Source organism: Sphingomonas faeni (assembly GCF_040407565.1).
Lineage (GTDB): Bacteria > Pseudomonadota > Alphaproteobacteria > Sphingomonadales > Sphingomonadaceae > Sphingomonas > Sphingomonas faeni_F.
On the sequence record NZ_JAPZPR010000007.1, the window covers coordinates 34,801 to 53,177 of the forward strand.

Below are 18,377 nucleotides of genomic sequence, written 5' to 3' on the forward strand. Positions count from 1 at the left end.
TCCATGACCTCCGCTCCCCTCGCCGATCTTCAAGCCCTGCTTGCTGCCCGTGATCGCCGCGGGATCAACACGCTGCTCGCCGACTGGCTCGACCGCGATCTCGTGGTGGGAGATCGCTGGGGCGCTTTCGCCGATATCCTGGCGCAGCACGGCGAATGGACGCTCGCCCTACGCGCGGTCCGCCGTCATCGTGCCGCTGCCCCGGAAGATCGGACGCAATGGTTCGCGGAAGCGGTGATGCTTGCCCGCGCCGGTCGCAACGCCGATGCGCGCGCCTGTATCGCGCCACTGCTGGAGAAGTTGCCCGGGGACGTCCGGCTGGCGCATTTCATGGGGGCGCTTTCGTCCGAGGCGGGGTTGTTCGACGATGCCCGCCGATATTTCGGCCTGGTACTCGACGCCGATCCGCAGTCCGGGCAGACGTGGCTCGAGATGTCCGCGATCCATCGTTTTACGCAGGGCGATCCGTTGCTGGACCGGCTGCGTCGGACCGTATCCAATGACGCGCCGAACGGGTCGCGTGCGGCATCGTTATATGCGCTGGGTAAGGCGTTGGACGACATCGGCGACAGCGACGCTGCGTTTTCGGCATTTGCGCGAGGAGCTTCGCTGGTGGCAGCGGAGCGTCGATACGACGCGGCGGCCGATCGTGCTCAGGCGGACGCAGTACTCGCGGCATGGGACGGCGTCGTGTTTCCCGATTTCGATGGCGCGGCCGGGTCTAAGCGTCTGTTCGTGACTGGTCTCCCCAGGTCGGGCACGACGCTCGTCGAGCAGTGTCTCGCGAGCCATCCCGCGGTGGCGGGGGGCGGAGAATTAAACCTGATGTCGATGGCCGCGCGGGAGTCAGGCGGGCTTGGTCCCGCCGCCCTCGCCGCGTTCACGTGCACGGGGCGGGGCCGGGGCACATTGGCCGGGTTGTACGATCATCTCGTGGGCGAGCGCTTCGCGCCAGGCATGCGCGTGGTCGACAAGACGCTTGATGCGAGCCGCCTGCTTGGCGTGATCGCGACAGTAATGCCCGATGCGCCAATCATCTGGATGCGGCGCGATGCGCTTGATACGGCATGGTCGTGTTACCGCACCTATTTCGCCCGCGGCGTGCCGTGGAGCTGGTCGCAGGATGCGATCGCCACACATTTTGCGCTGGAGGACCGACTGTTCGCGTTCTGGCAGGCGCGACTCGGGACTCGGTTGCTCTGTGTCGACTATGAAGCGCTGGTCACGGATCCCGGGACATGGATTCCCCGCATCGTGGCGCATGCCGGGCTTCCCGACGATCCGCGGACGCTGTCGCCGCACGAGACAGAGCGTGCGGTGCTGACCTCAAGCGTTGCGCAGGTTCGTCAACCGATCAACCGCAGTGCGATTGGGTCAGGTGATCGCTACCGCCGCCACCTGACCCAATTTCTCGACGCCTATGCCCGTCAGGCGACCTGAAGCACCAGCTTGCCGTCGCCCTCGTCGATCTTGACGGTGGAGCCGTCCTTGACCTCGCCGCGCAAAATCATGTCGGCGAGCGGGTCCTGCAGATACCGCTGGACCGCGCGCTTCAACGGCCGCGCTCCGTACACCGGGTCGTAGCCCACCCGTCCGAGCCACGCTCTCGCGGCGTCGGTCAGGTCGAGGACGATCTTGCGATCGGCGAGCAGCTTGTCGACGCGCGACACCTGGATGTCGACGATCGGCGCCATGTGCGACTGGCCGAGGCGGTGGAACAGGACCACTTCGTCGAGCCGGTTGAGGAACTCCGGACGGAAGTGCGAGCGGACGATCTCCATCACCTGCGGCTCGACCGACGAGACGTCGTCGCCCTCCGCCATGTTCGCCAGATACTGGCTGCCCAGGTTCGACGTCAGGATGATCAGCGTGTTGCTGAAATCCACCGTGCGCCCCTGGCCATCGGTCAGCCGCCCGTCGTCGAGCACCTGCAACAGCACGTTGAACACGTCGCCATGCGCCTTCTCGACCTCGTCGAACAGGATGACCTGGTACGGTCGCCTGCGCACCGCCTCGGTCAGCACGCCGCCTTCCTCGTAACCGACATAGCCCGGAGGCGCGCCGATCAGCCGCGCGACCGCGTGCTTCTCCATAAACTCGCTCATGTCGATGCGGACCATCGCCGACGGATCGTCGAACAGGAACTCGGCCAGCGCCTTGGTCAGCTCGGTCTTGCCGACGCCGGTCGGTCCGAGGAACAGGAACGAGCCGAGCGGCCGGTTGGGATCCTGCAACCCCGCGCGCGCACGGCGGACCGCGGTCGAGACGGCCTTCACCGCGTGCGCCTGGCCGATCACGCGCTTGCCGATCGTCGCTTCCATCGCCAGCAGCTTGTCGCGCTCGCCTTGCAGCATCCGCTCGACCGGGATGCCGGTCCAGCGGCTGACCACGCCGGCGATGTCGTCGGCAGTCACTTCCTCGCGCAACATCGCGCCCTTGGTCGCGCCCGCCGCCTCGTCGAGCTGGCGCTGCAACCCCGGAATCGTTCCGTAGGAAAGCTCGCCTGCTTTCGCCAAGTCACCTGAGCGCTGCGCCTGCTCCAGCTCGAGCCGTGCGGCATCGAGCTGTTCCTTGACCCGCGCCTCGGCGTTGATCTTGTCCTTCTCGCCCTTCCAGCGTGTCGTCAGTTCTGCGGATTGCTCCTCCAGGTTGACGAGCTCGCCCTCCAGCGTGTCGAGACGGTCGACCGACGCGTCGTCGGTCTCGCGCTTCAACGCTTCGCGTTCGATCTTGAGCTGGATGATCCGACGGTCGAGATTTTCGATCGCCTCGGGCTTCGACTCGACCTCCATGCGGATTCGCGACGCGGCCTCGTCCATCAGGTCGATCGCCTTGTCGGGCAGGAAGCGGTCGGTGATGTAGCGATTCGACAATGTAGACGCGGCGACGATCGCGCCGTCGGTGATCCGCACGCCGTGATGGAGTTCGTACTTCTCCTTCAGCCCGCGCAGGATCGAGATCGTGTCCTCGACGGTCGGTTCGCCGACCATGACGGGCTGGAATCGCCGCTGCAAAGCCGGGTCCTTCTCGACATATTTGCGGTATTCGTCGAGCGTGGTCGCGCCGACGCAGTGGAGTTCGCCGCGCGCGAGGGCGGGCTTGAGCAGATTGCCCGCATCCATCGCGCCCTCGGATTTGCCCGCGCCGATCAACTGGTGCATCTCGTCGATGAACAGGATGATGTCACCCTCGGCGGCCTTCACCTCGTCGAGCACGCCTTTCAGCCGCTCCTCGAACTCGCCGCGGTATTTCGCGCCCGCGATCAGCGAGCCGAGATCGAGCGACATCAGCCGGCGATCCTTGAGCGTATCGGGGACGTCGCCATTGGCGATCCGCAGCGCGAGTCCCTCGGCGATCGCAGTCTTGCCGACGCCGGGTTCGCCGATCAGCGCGGGGTTGTTCTTGGTCCGGCGCGCGAGAATCTGGATCGTGCGGCGGATTTCCTCGTCGCGACCGATGACGGGGTCGAGCTTGCCGTCCCGCGCCGCCTGGGTGAGGTCGCGCGCGAATTTCTTCAGCGCGTCGTAACGATCCTCGGCGCCTGCTGTGTCGGCGGTGCGGCCTTGACGCAGGCCGTTGATCGCGGTGTTCAGTCCCTCGGGCGTCACGCCGCCGGCCTTCAACGCCTTGCCCGCTGCTGTGTTGAGCGATAGCGCAAGCGCGACCAGCAGCCGCTCGACGGTGACGAAGCTGTCGCCTGCCTTGCTCGCGATCTGCTCGGCTTGATCGAGTACCCGCACCGCGTCGTTGTCGATTCCCGGCGTGGTCTGCGCGCCCGACCCCGACACGACCGGGATCTTGGCGAGCGCGAGATCGGTCTCCGAGGCCGCGCGCTTGGCGTCGCCGCCCGCGGCCGCGATCAGCCCGGCGGCCATGCCTTGCTCGTCTTCCAGAAGTGCCTTCAACAGATGCTCGGGGGCGATCCGCTGGTGGTTCATGCGGATCGCGACGGTCTGCGCGGATTGCAGGAAGCCCTTCGCGCGGTCGGTGAATTTGTCGATGTTCATGACGAATTCCTGTGGGAGTGTTTCGGTATTGGCCGAAAGATGGTGTTGTATTATGGCAACACAAGAGGCGGGTGCAGGCAGGATGCTAGGGCCCGCGCGGCAGGTCTGGAATAGCGTTTATTGTCGGTATCGAAGCGCCGCCGTCATCGCTATGTTCAGGTTCGCATGCTATATGCAGCGCGTGTCCACAGCGCTCCCCCATACCTACGCCATCGGCATCGAGCCGGCCGACATCGACTTCATGGGTCACGTCAACAACGCGAACTATCTGAAGTGGGTACAGGCCGCGGTGATCGACCATTGGCAGCGCCTCGCGCCGGCCGAGGCGGTCGCCGGGCACCTCTGGGTCGCGCTGAAGCACGAGATCACCTATCGCAAGCCGGCCTTTCTCGACGACGACGTCATCGCGACGGTGCTGCTCGAGAAGGTCCAGGGTGCGCGTGCGTTCTACGAGACGATCATCAAGCGCGGCGAGGACGTGCTCGCCGAGGTGAAGTCGAGCTGGTGCTGCCTGGACGCGGAAACGCTGCGGCCGTCGCGGCTGGCGAACAGTGTGGTCGAGCATTTCTTTCCGAAAGATGGTGCAACGGCGGCCTGATTGAGCCCCTCCCGGGTGGACTTACCACCCCGGCGAAGGCCGGGGCCCAATTGGAATGTCGGAAGTAACGGCTCTCGGTCCTTCGTTATCGCTGTCCCCCAATTGGGCCCCGGCCTTCGCCGGGGGGGTGCATTGGGTCTAGCGAGTCACACTACCTCGTACGGCACCGCCCCGCGCCGGTCGGGATCGACCCGTATTCCACTCGCTGCCGGCGGGAACGCGCGTTGGTCGCAATCCGTCCGCAGGCAGACGCGGCACGAAGATCCGATCGGTGTGGCGATCCCGCCCGTCCCCAGCGCATCCGCATAGATGAACTCCGACGCGTTCGCCTCCTCGCACCCCAGCGCCACGGCATAGCGCCGCGCCGGCCGTGTGTACGTCTCGGACGGCTTCACCAGCCCCTTCGCCATCGAGACGTAGCGGATGCCGTCGGTCGTCTCGATCAGCTGTGTCAGGATCCGGTCGGGGATCGCGACGGCCTCGTGGACGATCCACAACGGGCAAGCTCCCCCGAACCGCGCGAACTGCAACCGCGTTGCGGAGTGCCGCTTGGTGATGTTCCCCGCCATGTCGACGCGGCAGAAGAAGAATGGGATGCCCAGCGCGCCCGGTCGCTGCAACGTCGAGAGCCGGTGACACGTCTGCTCGAAACTCGTCCCGAAGATCCGCCGCAACCGGTCGATGTCGTGACGGACACTCCGAGCCTCCGTCCGGAAGCGGGTGTAGGGCATGACGATCGCCCCGGCCGCGTAGTTGGTCAGCCCCGCGGTCAGCAGCGCACGCGCGGTTTCCGACGCCATTTCCGACGCCGCGACGATCCCGCCGATGACATCGCCGAACTCATGCCGTGCGACCTGGTGCGCTAGCGAGAACAGGGTCGTCTCGCCTGGCTGCGACCCGTCGAGCCGCAAGGTCGCGCCGTCGTAATCGCGCAGCGGTGCCGCAAGCGCTCCCGAGATTGCGACCGACACGCCGCGCTCCGCAAGCCGAGCCTCCAGCGACGCGATCCGATCCGCCCCCAGCGTCTCGCCAATCTCCTCCGCCCGCCGATCGAGCGCATCGACATAATTGCCCGCCGCATGAAACCAGTCGCGCACGTCCTCCCATGGCAGCAACCCCGGCGCGCCCGATCCCGCCACCAACCGATCGTCGAGCGCACGCAACTGCTCCTGCGCGCGGCGATACGCATCGTGCATCGCGACCAACCGCTGCGCCAGTAACGGCTGGTGCTTCACCGCGCGCCGCACCGCGGTCTCGTCGAGCGCGGGCGCCTCGACGCTCGTATCCGACACCGCCTCCAGCGTCGCGATCAGCAACGCGGTATCGTCCGCCGCGTCGATGCTCCCCCAATCCGCCGGAAACTCGCGCGCCAGCGTGATCAGCACGCCCTCCGTCACCGGCCGATCGCCATTCTCGATCTGCGAGAGATAGCTCACCGACAGCCCGATCCGCGCGGCCATCGCCGCCTGGCTGATTCCCAGAACGCGGCGCAGGTCGCGTAGTCGGTGTCCGACGAAGAGGCGACGAGCGGGCAAAGTCATATCCCCGCCTAGTTTGCAAACATGCCTCGAACAAGTTTGCAACATTGCATTTGCGCATCGCGTCCCGCTCTGTGAAGGCAGTCAGCAGGACGGAGAGACGATGTCATCCACGATCGAAGAGCTTGAACGCCGCCGCGAAGCCGCCAGAGTCGGCGGGGGCCTCAAGCGGATCGCAGCGCAGCACGCCAAGGGAAAGCTCACCGCGAGGGAGCGCCTTGACGTGCTGCTGGACGAGGGATCGTTCGAGGAACTCGACATGTATGTCGAGCATAATTGCGTCGATTTCGGCATGCAGGATCAGGTGATCCCCGGCGACGGCGTGGTTACCGGCTCGGGCACGATCAACGGCCGCCTCGTCTTCGTCTTCAGCCAGGATTTCACCGTGTTCGGCGGCAGCTTGAGCGAACGTCACGCGCAGAAGATCTGCAAGGTGATGGACAGCGCGATGAAGGTCGGCGCGCCGATCATTGGCCTCAACGACAGCGGCGGCGCGCGCATTCAGGAAGGCGTCGCCTCGCTCGGCGGCTATGCCGAGGTGTTCCAGCGCAACGTGCTGGCCAGCGGTGTTGTGCCACAGCTTTCGCTGATCATGGGGCCCTGCGCCGGCGGTGCGGTCTACAGCCCCGCGATGACCGACTTCATCTTCATGGTGAAGGATTCGAGCTACATGTTCGTCACCGGCCCCGACGTCGTGAAAACCGTCACCAACGAGGTCGTCACGCAGGAGGCGCTCGGCGGTGCGGTGACTCACACGACCAAGACGTCGGTCGCCGACAACGCATTCGAGAACGACATCGAGGCCTTGTTGGCCGCGCGCGATTTCTTCGACTTCCTGCCCGCATCCAATCGTGAGGGCGTGCCCGAGCGGCCGACCGCGGACGAATGGGACCGGATCGAGGAGAGCCTCGACACGCTGATCCCGGCGTCCGCGAACCAGCCCTACGACATGCACGAGCTGATCCGGAAGACCGTCGACGAAGGCGATTTCTTCGAAACGCAGCCGGCGCATGCCGCCAACATCATCACCGGTTTCGGCCGGATCGAGGGCCGCACGGTCGGCTTCGTCGCGAACCAGCCGATGGTGCTGGCGGGCGTGCTCGACATCAATTCGTCGAAGAAGGCGGCGCGGTTCGTCCGCTTCTGCGACGCGTTCGAGATCCCGATCGTGACCTTCGTCGACGTCCCCGGCTTCCTGCCCGGCACCGCGCAGGAGCATAACGGCATCATCAAGCACGGCGCGAAACTGCTGTTCGCCTATGCCGAGGCGACCGTGCCGAAGATCACCGTCATCACGCGGAAGGCGTATGGCGGCGCGTACGACGTGATGGCGTCAAAGCACCTGCGCGGCGACTTGAATTATGCGTGGCCGACCGCCGAGATTGCAGTGATGGGCGCGAAGGGCGCGGTCGAGATCATCTTCCGCGGCAAGACGCGCGAAGAGATCGCCGAACGCACTGCGGAATACGAGGCGCGGTTCGCCAACCCGTTCGTCGCCGCGTCGAAGGGCTTCATCGACGAAGTGATCCAACCGCACTCGACCCGCCGCCGCATCGCGCTCGGCCTACGGAAACTCCGCGGCAAGTCGCTCGAGAATCCGTGGAAGAAGCATGATAACATCCCGTTGTGACGATCCAGTCGCTCGGGAGGCGATCTTGAAGAAACTGCCACTGTCGAAACAGTTTATATTCGTCGGCATCGTTGTCGGCGTGGCGATGCTCACGTCGTTCGTGCTGGCCTTTTTCGCGGCCGCCGCGGCAGGGCGAAGCGGTCAGCCGCTGCCGTCGCCGATCATCGGCCTTTCTTTGGGAGTCGTGGCAGGCGCGATCTATCTCGGGCTCGCCGGCAACAAGCGGGTCGCGCTTGCGAGCGGCGATGCCCGGCAGGCGGCGTTGGCCCCGGTGGTCGACGGCACCGCGCGACTGATCGTCTTTCGTCGGGGTTTCGTCGGCAAGCTGGCAGGGGTTGACGTGTATCTCGATGGCGAGGTGCGGACGCAGCTGAAGAGCCCGCGCTTCGCGGCGCTGACGGTGGAGCCGGGAACTCATACGCTCGAAACCAAGGTGCAGAACAAGTCATCCAAGCCTTTTGCCGTCGAAGCGGTCGCCAACACGACCGCCATCGTCGAGATCGAAGTCGGGTTGAAGCAGCAGGTGCTCGTCCAGCGGGCCGATGATGCCAATCTTCGAACGGTGCTCGCCGGTACGCCGATGGTGATCGCGTGATGCTCGGTCTGCTCCTTCTCCAGGCCGTCGCCACAGCTACGCCCGCCCCCGCCTGGAAGCTTGCCGATCGCACCAACCCGGCGGGCGTGCGCAGTATCTCCGCGTCGGTCACCGGCAATGACGGGCTCTCGCGGTTCGTCGTGAAGTGCGATGTCGCCTCCGAGCCGATCGTGTCGATCCAGTTCATCCAGCCGCAACCCCTCGGGTCTGGCGCGGACAAGCCTGTCGCGGTGCGTTTCGATGGCGGGCCGGCGTTCACGTACAACTGGCAATTTCCGGGCACCGGCACGTACATTACCGATCCCGAGGCCATCACCAGGCTGACCACGTTCCTCGTCAAGTCGAAGATGGTCCGAGTCGAGACAACCAACGGCGCTAACTTCGCAGTACAGGCGAACTTCGTCGCGCCTACCAGCGATGCGATGGTCCGCCAGGTGCTCGGCGTCTGCGGCTACACGCTCGGCGTCGTCCCGCCGCTCCCGGCCAAGCCAGCCGCCGAGCCCGCGGAATGACGCGTTGTATCCGCGTCACCCGCACATTATCATGTCATGATAAGGAGTCATGACATGCAGACCGAACGCGTGACGTTTCTGACCTCGCCGGATCACAAGGCGGCGCTCGATGCCTTTGCCGCGAGTAACGGCAAATCGGTCGGCCACGTCCTCCGCGCCGCCTCGACGCGCTATCTCGTCGAAGGTGAGGCGGACGAGGAGGCTGCACTGGCATTGCTCGTCCGCGAAGTCGAGGCGGCCGTTCCCTTGATGCGCGCCGATATCCGCGACACGATCGCCTCCATCCAGCGTGCCAACGATGCCGTGGACGCGGTCCTCGCCGGTGAGAGACCTAGCGCATGAGCGTTGTCGGCGATGCATTGAAGGCGATGCGGACCGTCCTGCTGATGCAGGAGGATCTGCGCGTGATGAAGGACGCCGCGCACGCGCAGGGCGACCGGCTCGCACGTCTTGCTGAGGCGCATGGCGCATTGCGCGACCGCGTCAGCCGGCTCGAAGGAATCATCGAGGGCGCCGCGATGGCGCGCCGCATGCCCGACCAGCCGAGGATCGAAGGATGACCGCCACTCTAGGCCGCCTCAACCACGTCGGAGTCGCGACGCCGTCGATCGCGAAGTCGGTCGAGACGTATCGCCTGCTGCTGGGCGCGACCGCGATCGGCGAGCCGTTTGACCTGCCCGCGCAGGGGGTGAAGGTGTGCTTCATCGATGCGCCAAATACGCAGATCGAGCTGATCGAGCCGTATGACGAGAGTTCGCCGATTGCGGGCTTCCTGCGCAAGAACCCGGCGGGCGGGCAGCATCATGTCTGTTTCGAGGTTGCCGATATCTCCGCGGCGGTCGCCGACCTGAAGGCGAAGGGCGCGACCGTGCTCGGCGAACCGCGGATCGGCGCGCATGGCACGCCGATCGTGTTCGTGCACCCGAAGGATTTCGGCGGCATGCTGGTCGAGTTGATGGAGACGCCGGGCGATACCGGCGCGCACTAGGAGAGATCTGATGGCCGCGTACGAGCATATCCTGAGCGAACGGCGCGGCGACGTGCTGGTGTTGACGCTGAACCGGCCCGACCGGCTGAACGCCGCACCGCCGGCGATGTTCGAGGAATTGCGCGCGGCGCTGGGCGATCTGGATGGCGCGCGGGCGGTGCTGATTGCCGGCGCGGGGCGCGCGTTCTGTTCGGGGGCGGATGTCGGCGGGGGCGCGCTCAGCTCGGACAATCCGGGCGAGGCGACGTTCGCGGCGCTGACCGGAAGCTACAATCCGACGATGACGGCGATCGCGGAGCTCACGGTGCCGGTGGTAAGCGCAGCGCGCGGGCCGGCGGCGGGGATCGGGTGCAGCCTCGCGCTCGCCGCCGATTTCTGCGTCGCGAGTGAGACCGCGTATTTCCTCCAGGCGTTCGTGAACATCGGGCTGGTGCCGGACGGCGGCGCGTCATGGATGCTGCCGCGGTTGATCGGCAAGGCGCGGGCGACGGAAATGATGATGCTTGGCGAGCGGGTGCTGGCGGCGAAGGCGCTCGACTGGGGCATGGTGCACAAGGTTGTAGCGGACGACGCGCTGGATGCCGAGGCGTTCGCGCTGGCGGAGCGGCTGGCGGCGATGCCGACGGTGGCGCTCGGGTTGATGCGCCGGGCGATTACGGCGGCGTACGAGACGGATTACGCGACCGCGATGCAGGCCGAGGCGGCGAACCAGCGCGATGCGCGCGGGTCTGCGGACTCGATGGAAGGCGGTATCGCGTTCCTGACGAAGCGTAAGCCGGTGTTCACGGGGAAATGATCTCCACCTCCACCACCACCCCGGCGAAGGCCGGGGCCCAATTGGGCAACGGCTCTTTGGCCGATGCTACTCTCCGTTACAGCAACCTTTACAATTGGGCCCCGGCCTTCGCCGGGGTGGTGTTCTCCGCATGACTGACAAACCGAACCCAACCCTCGCAGACTGGCAGGCCGCCGCTACTAAGGAAGTCAAAGGCGCCGACCTCACCTGGCCGACCCCCGAAGGCATCGACGTCAAGCCGCTCTACACCGCGGAAGACGTCACCACCGACCCCGGCCTCCCCGGTTTCGCCCCCTTCACCCGCGGCGTTCGCGCGTCGATGTACGCCGGTCGCCCCTGGACGATCCGCCAATACGCCGGCTTCTCCACCGCCGAAGCCTCGAACGCATTCTACCGCCGCAACCTCGCTGCCGGCCAGAAAGGCCTGTCGGTAGCGTTCGATCTCGCCACGCACCGCGGCTACGACTCCGACCACCCGCGCGTCACCGGCGACGTCGGCAAGGCCGGCGTCGCGATCGATTCGGTCGAGGACATGAAGATCCTCTTCGACGGCATCCCGCTCGACAAGATGTCCGTCTCGATGACGATGAACGGCGCGGTGATCCCGATCCTCGCCTTCTTCATCGTCGCCGGCGAAGAGCAGGGCGTCGACCGGAAACTCCTCGACGGGACCATCCAGAACGACATCCTCAAGGAGTTCATGGTCCGCAACACCTACATCTACCCGCCCGAGCCGAGCATGCGGATCATCTCGGACATCTTCGGCTACACGAGTCGCGAGATGCCCAAGTTCAACAGCATCTCGATCAGCGGCTATCACATGCAGGAGGCGGGGGCGACGCAGCTCCACGAGCTCGCCTTCACGATCGCCGACGGCATGGAATATGTGAAATACGGCGTCGCGTCGGGCCTCGACATCGACAAGTTCGCCGGGCGGCTGAGCTTCTTCTTCGCGATCGGCATGAACTTCTTCATGGAGATCGCCAAGCTCCGCGCCGCCCGCGTCCTCTGGCACCGCGCGATGACGCAGCTAGGCGCGCAGGACGAGCGGTCGAAGATGCTCCGCACGCATTGTCAGACCAGCGGCGTCTCGCTCACCGAGCAGGACCCATACAACAACGTCATGCGCACCACGATCGAGGCGATGGCGGCGATGCTGGGCGGCACGCAGTCGCTCCACACCAACGCGCTCGACGAGGCGATCGCGCTGCCGACCGACTTCTCGGCACGGATCGCGCGCAACACCCAGATCGTGATCCAGGAAGAGACGGGGATGACCAAGGTCGTCGATCCGCTCGGCGGCAGCTATTATATCGAGAGCCTGACGCAGTCGCTGGTCGATGGCGCGTGGAGCCTGATCGAGCGCATCCAGTCCGAGGGCGGCATGGCGAAGGCGGTCGCGGCAGGCTGGCCCAAGGCGATGATCGAGGAAGCCGCGGCTGGGCGGCAGGCGCGCGTCGATCGCGGCGAGGACGTCATCGTCGGCGTCAACAAGTACAAGCTCGCCGAACAGGACGCGATCGAGATCCTCGACGTGGACAACGTCGCGGTGCGCGCAGGCCAGATCGAACGAATCAACCGCGTAAAGGCAACGCGCGACGAGACGGCGTGCCGCGCCTCGCTCGATGCGCTGCGTGAGGGGGCTAAGGGCTCGGACAACCTCCTCGCGCTCGCCGTCGAATGCGCCCGCGCCCGCGCCACGCTCGGTGAAATCTCGTCGGCGATGGAGGACGTGTTCGGCCGCTACGGCACGCAGCCGACCCCCGTCTCCGGCATCTACGGCGGCGCGTACGAGGACGACGCGCGCTGGACCCGCCTCACCGACGGCGTCGAGGCGACCGAGCGCCGCATGGGTCGCAAGCCGCGCATGCTGGTCGCCAAGATGGGCCAGGACGGTCACGACCGAGGCGCCAACCTCGTCTCGTCGATGTTCGGCGACCTGGGCTTCGAGATCGTTCCCGGCCCGCTGTTCCAGACCCCCGCCGAGGCCGCCGCGCTCGCGCTCGAGAAGGACGTCGACATCGTCGGTGCCTCGTCGCTCGCAGCGGGCCACAAGACGCTGATCCCCGAGCTGATCGGCTACCTCCGCGAGGCGGGCCGCGCGGATATCAAGGTGATCGCGGGTGGCGTTATCCCCGCACAGGACTATCAGGCGCTGCGCGATGCGGGGGTCCAGGCGATCTTCGGCCCCGGCACCAACCTGATCCAGGCCGCCGAGGACGTGTTGAAACTCCTCGGCCACAACATGGCCCCGCAAGAGGAAGCCGCCGAATGACAACCACTACGCTGATGTCCCCCTCCCGCTCGCGGGAGGGGCTAGGGGATGGCAGTGCCGCAAACACTACCGCCGCCGCTTCTGGACAGCCCCTCCCCCGACCCCTCCCGCAGGCGGAAGGGGAGTCTAGGACCGACTGGACCCGTCCCGAGATCGCCGCGCTGTTCGACCTTCCGTTCGACGAACTCATGTTCCGCGCGCAGACCGTCCACCGCGCGCACCACGCGATCGGCGAGGTGCAGCTCTGCACGCTGCTCTCGATCAAGACGGGCGGCTGCCCCGAGGATTGCGGCTATTGCTCGCAGTCCGCCTCCTCCGACTCCGGTCTCAAGGCGGAAAAGCTGATGGACGTCGACGCCGTCCTCGCCGACGCCGCGCAGGCCAAGGCCGCAGGATCGCAGCGTTTCTGCATGGGTGCCGCGTGGCGCAACCCGAAGCCGCGCGACATGCCGAAGGTCGTCGCGATGGTCGAAGGCGTCCGCGCGATGGGCTTGGAAACGTGCATGACTCTCGGCATGCTCGACGCCGATCAGGCCAGGCAGCTCGCCGACGCCGGCCTCGATTACTATAATCACAACATCGACACCTCGCCCGAGAATTACGGCAACGTCATCACCACGCGCACCTTCGGCGATCGACTGGAGACGCTGGCGAACGTCCGTGACGCGGGCATCTCGGTCTGCTGCGGCGGGATCGTCGGGATGGGCGAGACGCGCAGCGACCGCGTCGGCTTCGTCCACGCGCTGGCGACCTTGCCGCGCCACCCCGAGAGCGTCCCCGTCAACGCGTTGGTCCCGGTCAAGGGCACGCCGCTCGGCGACATGCTCGCGGGCACGCCGATGGCGCAGATCGACGACATCGAGTTCGTCCGGACCGTCGCGGTCGCGCGGATCACGATGCCGCTGAGCATGGTCCGCCTGTCGGCCGGGCGCGAGAGCATGTCCGAGGCGACGCAGGCGCTCTGCTTCATGGCGGGTGCGAACTCGATCTTCACCGGCGACAAGCTGCTCACCACCGGCAACGCCGGCGACAGCGCCGATGCGACGCTGCTGGGGAAGCTGGGGATGAAACCGATGGTCGGCGCCGAGCCGATGAGAGAGGCCAAGACATGCTGTTGATCGCACTTTTGATGACTGCGGCTGCACCAATGCAGTCGCAGGCGACGATGAACGCATCCGCCGGTACGAGTTATGCCCGGGCGGATGCGGCGATGGCCGCGCAGTGGAAGCGGACCTACGCGTATATGAAGGGTCGCGATGCGCAGGACGGGTCGCGCGGCGGCGGGTTCGGCTATGCCGCGGCACTGTTGGAGAGCCAGCGCGCTTGGCTCAAGTTCCGCGATACGCAGTGCGTGATCGAAGGCGGCCAATATGCCGGCGGTTCGGCGCAGGGCATGACGACCGCCGGGTGTCGGACCGAGCTGACGCAGGCCCGCACGAAGCAGCTCAAGACGATGATCTGGTACCAATAACCAGTCCGCACCCGGACCGCGTCCGGCAAGACGGCACAGAGTAGGGCGAGTGATGTTCAAGAAAATCCTGGTCGCCAATCGGGGCGAGATCGCATGCCGCGTCATGCGGACCGCCAAGGCGATGGGCATCAAGACCGTCGCGGTCTATTCCGACGCCGACGCGCGCGCGCCGCATGTGCTGATGGCCGACGAGTCCGTCCGGCTCGGGCCGGCACCCGCCGCCGAAAGCTATCTCAAGGCCGAGCTGATCCTGCTCGCGGCCAAGGAAACCGGCGCGGACTGCATCCACCCGGGCTACGGCTTCCTCTCCGAACGCGAGAGTTTTGCGCTGGCGTGTGCCGAGGCCGGGATCGCCTTCGTCGGGCCTCCCCCGAAAGCGATCGCCGCGATGGGCGACAAGATTGAATCGAAGAAGCTCGCCAAGGCCGCGGGCGTTAACGTCGTGCCGGGCTATCTCGGCGAGATCGACAGCACCGACCACGCGGTCGAGATCGCCGGCGGCATCGGCTATCCGGTGATGATGAAGGCGTCCGCCGGCGGCGGCGGCAAGGGCATGCGCCTCGCCTACAGCGAACAGGACGTCCGCGAAGGCTTCGAGGCGACCAAGCGGGAAGGCCTCGCCAGCTTCGGCGATGACCGCGTGTTCATCGAGAAGTTCATCGAGTCGCCGCGTCACATCGAGATCCAGCTGATCGGCGATCAGCACGGTAACATCGTCTATCTCAACGAGCGCGAATGCTCGATCCAGCGCCGCCACCAGAAGGTCGTCGAGGAGGCGCCGTCGCCATTCGTCACGCCTGCCATGCGGAAAGCGATGGGCGAGCAGGCGGTCGCGCTGGCGCAGGCGGTCGGCTATTATTCGGCGGGCACGGTCGAGCTGATCGTCTCGGGCGCGGATACGACGGGGGAGGGGTTCTACTTCCTCGAGATGAACACCCGGCTTCAGGTCGAGCATCCGGTAACGGAGGAGATCACCGGGCTGGATCTGGTCGAACTGATGATCCGGGTGGCGGCCGGTGAACCGCTCGGGTTCTCGCAGGACGAGGTGAAGCTGAACGGCTGGTCGATCGAGAACCGCGTGTATGCCGAGGACCCGTATCGCGGGTTCCTGCCGAGCATCGGTCGCTTGGTCCGCTATAATCCGCCGCATCCGTCCCCCTCCCGCTCGCGGGAGGGGCTAGGGGAGGGCGTGACATACACCCCGGCCACGACGCCGCTGGGTGAGCCCCTCCCCCAACCCCTCCCGCAAGCGGAAGGGGAGCCAAGGGTCCGTGTCGACGATGGTGTCCGCGAGGGCGGCGAGGTCAGCATGTTCTACGATCCGATGATCGCCAAGCTCATCACCTGGGCACCCGCCCGCGACGGAGCGATCGCCGCGCAGATCGCCGCGCTCGACGCGTTCGAGCTGGAAGGCCCCGGCAACAACATCGATTTCCTCTCGGCGATCATGCAGCATCCGCGCTTCCAGTCGGGTGCGCTCACCACTGGCTTCATCGCCGAGGAATATCCTGACGGCTTCCACGGCGCACCCGCGGACGCCGAACTGCTGAAGACGCTCGCCGCCGTTGCCGCGTTCGCCGCGACGGCCGAAGCCGACCGAGCGCGCCGGATCGACGGGCAACTCGGCAAAAGGCTCCGCCCGCCCGCTGATTGGGTGGTGTCGATCGACAAGACCAATCACGCCGTCACGATCTCGACCGATGGCATCACGGTCGATGGCGAAGAGCTCGACCTGGCGCTCGAATACACCCCCGGCGACCGGATGGTGGTCGCGGACGGCCACGGCGTGGATGGCGACGAACACCTGACGATCCGTATCGCCAAGGCCCGCGCCGGCTTCAAGCTGACGACGCGCGGCGCGATCCACGTCGTCCGCGTGCTGCCCGCTCGTGTCGCGCCCTACACCGCGCACCTTATCGAGAAGGTTGCGCCGGATCTGTCGAAGTTCCTGATCTGCCCGATGCCGGGTCTGCTGGTGCGGCTGGACGTCGCGGCGGGGGACAAGGTCGAGGCGGGGCAGGCGCTGGCGGTGGTCGAGGCGATGAAGATGGAGAACATCCTGCGCGCCGAGAAGACGGGGACGGTGAAGTCGGTGGCGGCGAAGACTGGTGATAGTTTGGCGGTGGATCAGGTGATCCTGGAGCTCGACTAGATCCGTTCATCCACGTCATGTCGGACCCTTCGGCTACGCTCAGGAGAGCCTCGTTCCGGCATCCACCGTTCCGCATGATCGAGAGATCCGAATGTGCGGAACGGTGGGCCCCGCCTTCGCCGAGATGACGGAATTGGGGAGCGTCTACGTCAGTCGTCGAGTGATCGGCGGAAGGTTTCGGGGAGCAGGAACAGCCCGATGGCCACCGTCGCTGCCGCGGCTACGACGGGGTACCAGAGCCCGTAATAGATGTTGCCGGTTGCCGCGACCATCGCGAACGCGGTCGTGGGCAGGAAGCCGCCGAACCAGCCATTGCCGATGTGATAGGGCAGCGACATCGAGGTGTAGCGGATTCGCGTCGGGAACAGCTCGACGAGCAGCGCCGCGATCGGTCCATAGACCATCGTCACGTACAGCACGAGGATCGTCAGCCACAGCACCACCAGCGGCTTGTCGATCCGCGCGGGGTCTGCCTTGTCGGGATAGCCGACCGCGGCCAGCGCCGTCTTGGCTCGCCCGCCGAACGCCTTGATCGCGTCCGCGCGCGCCGGGCCGCTCACTATCTGTGGATCGACCGTCTCCACCACGGTATTCCCGATCCGGATCGTTGCGATCGTGGCTGCCGGGGCGACGACGTTCTCATACGAGACGCCGGCCTTCGCGAGATAGGATTTGGCGATGTCGCACGAGGTCGAATCGAACCTGTTCTTGCCGATCGGATCGAACTGCACCGAGCATTCCGCCGGGTTCGCGACGACGCTGACGGGCGCGCTCTGCTGGGCGGCATACAGTGCGGGGTTGGCGGCGCGCGACAGTGCGTGGAACAGCGGGAAGTAGGTGATCGCGGCGAGCAGGCAGCCGGTGAGGATGATCGGCTTGCGCCCGATCCGGTCGGACAGCCAGCCGAAGAACACGAAGGCGGGCGTCGCGATCAACAGCGCGATCGCTATAAGGATGTTGGTCGTCGCGCCGTCCACGCGCAGAGTCTTCTCGAGGAAGAACAGCGCATAGAACTGCCCGGTGTACCAGACCACGCCCTGGCCCATCACCGCCCCGAACAGCGCGATCAGCACGACCTTGCCGTTCTTCCACTGCCCGAAAGCCTCGGTCAGCGGGGCCTTCGACGTCTTGCCCTCGTCCTTCATCTTCTGGAAGACCGGGCTCTCGTTCAGCTGCATGCGGATCCACAGCGACACGCCGAGCAACGCGATCGAGGCGATGAACGGGATACGCCAGCCCCATGCCGCGAACGCCGTCTCGCCGACCAGTGTCCGCACGCCGATCACCATCAGCAGCGCGGCGAACAGCCCAAGTGTGGCGGTCGTCTGGATGAAGCTGGTGTGTAGGCCTCGCTTTCCCGGCGGCGCATGCTCGGCGACATAGGTCGCCGCCCCGCCATATTCGCCGCCGAGCGCGAGGCCCTGCAACAGTCGCAGCAGGACGAGCAGCAGCGGCGCGGCGACCCCGATCGACGCGTAACTGGGGAGCAGCCCGACGACGAAGGTCGAGACGCCCATGATCCCCATCGTGACGAGGAACGTGTTCTTGCGCCCGACCATGTCGCCGATCCGCCCGAATACCAGTGCGCCGAACGGCCGCACCGCAAAGCCGGCCGCGAATGCCGCGAGCGCGAATATGAAGCCGGTGGTCTCGTTGACGCCCGAGAAGAACTGCGCGGTGATGATCGTGGCCAGCAGGCCGTAGAGATAGAAGTCGTACCATTCGAACACCGTGCCCAGCGACGAGGCCAGGATGATCAGCTTCTCGCTCTGCGGCGCTTGCTGCGCAGCCGCTCCACCTTGTATCGACGCCATT

General features: G+C 66.1%; 16 protein-coding genes. 13 read left to right on the forward strand and 3 right to left on the reverse strand.

Annotation, left to right across the window (positions count from 1 at the left end; all coding sequences use genetic code 11):
* Positions 1-3: 3 nt before the first annotated feature.
* The gene (locus O6Y00_RS15000; RefSeq protein ID WP_353443384.1) at positions 4-1,440 is read left to right on the forward strand and encodes a tetratricopeptide repeat-containing sulfotransferase family protein; all 1,437 of its coding nucleotides are present in this window, start codon (positions 4-6) and stop codon (positions 1,438-1,440) included.
* On the opposite strand, the gene clpB is transcribed toward O6Y00_RS15000, so the two are convergent.
* Positions 1,428-4,007, reverse strand: a complete 2,580-nt coding sequence (clpB, locus tag O6Y00_RS15005) for an ATP-dependent chaperone ClpB (protein WP_353443385.1) — start codon at positions 4,005-4,007, stop codon at positions 1,428-1,430. The two genes, O6Y00_RS15000 and clpB, sit on opposite strands and share 13 nt — an antisense overlap.
* 181 nt (positions 4,008-4,188) lie before the next feature.
* Here clpB and O6Y00_RS15010 point away from each other — a divergent pair, with 181 nt between their 5' ends.
* Positions 4,189-4,605, forward strand: a complete 417-nt coding sequence (locus O6Y00_RS15010) for an acyl-CoA thioesterase (protein ID WP_353443386.1) — start codon at positions 4,189-4,191, stop codon at positions 4,603-4,605.
* Between the two features lie 146 nt (positions 4,606-4,751).
* Here O6Y00_RS15010 and O6Y00_RS15015 read toward each other — a convergent pair whose 3' ends face one another.
* Positions 4,752-6,146, reverse strand: a complete 1,395-nt coding sequence (locus O6Y00_RS15015) for a helix-turn-helix domain-containing protein (protein WP_353443387.1) — start codon at positions 6,144-6,146, stop codon at positions 4,752-4,754.
* A 100-nt stretch (positions 6,147-6,246) separates the two neighbouring features.
* On the opposite strand from O6Y00_RS15015, the gene O6Y00_RS15020 reads away from it, so the two are divergent.
* The 11 genes from O6Y00_RS15020 (at position 6,247) to O6Y00_RS15070 (ending at position 16,562) form a co-directional block, all read left to right on the forward strand.
* The gene (locus O6Y00_RS15020) at positions 6,247-7,773 is read left to right on the forward strand and encodes an acyl-CoA carboxylase subunit beta (protein WP_353443388.1); all 1,527 of its coding nucleotides are present in this window, start codon (positions 6,247-6,249) and stop codon (positions 7,771-7,773) included.
* 25 nt (positions 7,774-7,798) lie between these two features.
* A complete protein-coding gene (locus tag O6Y00_RS15025; RefSeq protein WP_353443389.1) occupies positions 7,799-8,368 on the forward strand; it encodes a hypothetical protein in 570 nt (189 codons plus the stop codon).
* Positions 8,368-8,880, forward strand: a complete 513-nt coding sequence (locus O6Y00_RS15030) for a hypothetical protein (protein ID WP_353443390.1) — start codon at positions 8,368-8,370, stop codon at positions 8,878-8,880. The genes O6Y00_RS15025 and O6Y00_RS15030 overlap by 1 nt, the downstream gene beginning before the upstream one ends.
* A 54-nt stretch (positions 8,881-8,934) precedes the next feature.
* Positions 8,935-9,222 (forward strand): hypothetical protein, encoded by a 288-nt coding sequence (locus O6Y00_RS15035; RefSeq protein ID WP_353443391.1) that lies wholly within the window; start codon positions 8,935-8,937, stop codon positions 9,220-9,222.
* Complete coding sequence (locus O6Y00_RS15040; RefSeq protein ID WP_133029647.1) at positions 9,219-9,440, forward strand: hypothetical protein; 222 nt, start codon at positions 9,219-9,221, stop codon at positions 9,438-9,440. The genes O6Y00_RS15035 and O6Y00_RS15040 overlap by 4 nt, the downstream gene beginning before the upstream one ends.
* Entirely contained in the window at positions 9,437-9,868 is a 432-nt protein-coding gene (mce, locus tag O6Y00_RS15045) for a methylmalonyl-CoA epimerase (protein ID WP_307087416.1), read from the forward strand. The genes O6Y00_RS15040 and mce overlap by 4 nt, the downstream gene beginning before the upstream one ends.
* A 10-nt stretch (positions 9,869-9,878) precedes the next feature.
* Positions 9,879-10,664: an enoyl-CoA hydratase-related protein gene (locus O6Y00_RS15050; protein ID WP_353443392.1), complete on the forward strand. Its 786-nt coding sequence runs from the start codon at positions 9,879-9,881 to the stop codon at positions 10,662-10,664.
* Between the two features lie 130 nt (positions 10,665-10,794).
* Positions 10,795-12,939, forward strand: coding sequence for a methylmalonyl-CoA mutase (gene scpA, locus O6Y00_RS15055; protein ID WP_353443393.1), 2,145 nt, complete (start codon positions 10,795-10,797; stop codon positions 12,937-12,939).
* 14 nt (positions 12,940-12,953) lie between these two features.
* A complete protein-coding gene (gene bioB / locus O6Y00_RS15060; protein WP_435368641.1) occupies positions 12,954-14,057 on the forward strand; it encodes a biotin synthase BioB in 1,104 nt (367 codons plus the stop codon).
* Positions 14,048-14,410, forward strand: coding sequence for a lysozyme inhibitor LprI family protein (locus O6Y00_RS15065; RefSeq protein WP_353443395.1), 363 nt, complete (start codon positions 14,048-14,050; stop codon positions 14,408-14,410). Before bioB ends, O6Y00_RS15065 begins: the two co-directional genes overlap by 10 nt.
* Positions 14,411-14,462: 52 nt before the next feature.
* Complete coding sequence (locus O6Y00_RS15070) at positions 14,463-16,562, forward strand: acetyl/propionyl/methylcrotonyl-CoA carboxylase subunit alpha (RefSeq protein WP_353443396.1); 2,100 nt, start codon at positions 14,463-14,465, stop codon at positions 16,560-16,562.
* Positions 16,563-16,711: 149 nt separating this feature from the next.
* Here the strand turns inward: O6Y00_RS15070 and O6Y00_RS15075 are convergent, their stop codons facing one another.
* Positions 16,712-18,376, reverse strand: coding sequence for an MFS transporter (locus tag O6Y00_RS15075; protein ID WP_353443397.1), 1,665 nt, complete (start codon positions 18,374-18,376; stop codon positions 16,712-16,714).
* Position 18,377: the final 1 nt, after the last annotated feature.

Excerpts from the sequence above, each read along its gene's own strand:
- O6Y00_RS15030 (WP_353443390.1), top strand. The coding sequence starts at position 8,368 with ATGCTCGGTCTGCTCCTTCTCCAGGCCGTCGCCACAGCTACGCCCGCC.
- O6Y00_RS15015 (WP_353443387.1), bottom strand. The coding sequence starts at position 6,146 with ATGACTTTGCCCGCTCGTCGCCTCTTCGTCGGACACCGACTACGCGAC.
- O6Y00_RS15020 (WP_353443388.1), top strand. The coding sequence starts at position 6,247 with ATGTCATCCACGATCGAAGAGCTTGAACGCCGCCGCGAAGCCGCCAGA.
- O6Y00_RS15000 (WP_353443384.1), top strand. The coding sequence starts at position 4 with ATGACCTCCGCTCCCCTCGCCGATCTTCAAGCCCTGCTTGCTGCCCGT.
- O6Y00_RS15065 (WP_353443395.1), top strand. The coding sequence starts at position 14,048 with ATGCTGTTGATCGCACTTTTGATGACTGCGGCTGCACCAATGCAGTCG.
- O6Y00_RS15075 (WP_353443397.1), bottom strand. The coding sequence starts at position 18,376 with ATGGCGTCGATACAAGGTGGAGCGGCTGCGCAGCAAGCGCCGCAGAGC.
- clpB (WP_353443385.1), bottom strand. The coding sequence starts at position 4,007 with ATGAACATCGACAAATTCACCGACCGCGCGAAGGGCTTCCTGCAATCC.
- O6Y00_RS15070 (WP_353443396.1), top strand. The coding sequence starts at position 14,463 with ATGTTCAAGAAAATCCTGGTCGCCAATCGGGGCGAGATCGCATGCCGC.
- O6Y00_RS15040 (WP_133029647.1), top strand. The coding sequence starts at position 9,219 with ATGAGCGTTGTCGGCGATGCATTGAAGGCGATGCGGACCGTCCTGCTG.
- scpA (WP_353443393.1), top strand. The coding sequence starts at position 10,795 with ATGACTGACAAACCGAACCCAACCCTCGCAGACTGGCAGGCCGCCGCT.
- mce (WP_307087416.1), top strand. The coding sequence starts at position 9,437 with ATGACCGCCACTCTAGGCCGCCTCAACCACGTCGGAGTCGCGACGCCG.
- bioB (WP_435368641.1), top strand. The coding sequence starts at position 12,954 with ATGTCCCCCTCCCGCTCGCGGGAGGGGCTAGGGGATGGCAGTGCCGCA.
- O6Y00_RS15035 (WP_353443391.1), top strand. The coding sequence starts at position 8,935 with ATGCAGACCGAACGCGTGACGTTTCTGACCTCGCCGGATCACAAGGCG.
- O6Y00_RS15050 (WP_353443392.1), top strand. The coding sequence starts at position 9,879 with ATGGCCGCGTACGAGCATATCCTGAGCGAACGGCGCGGCGACGTGCTG.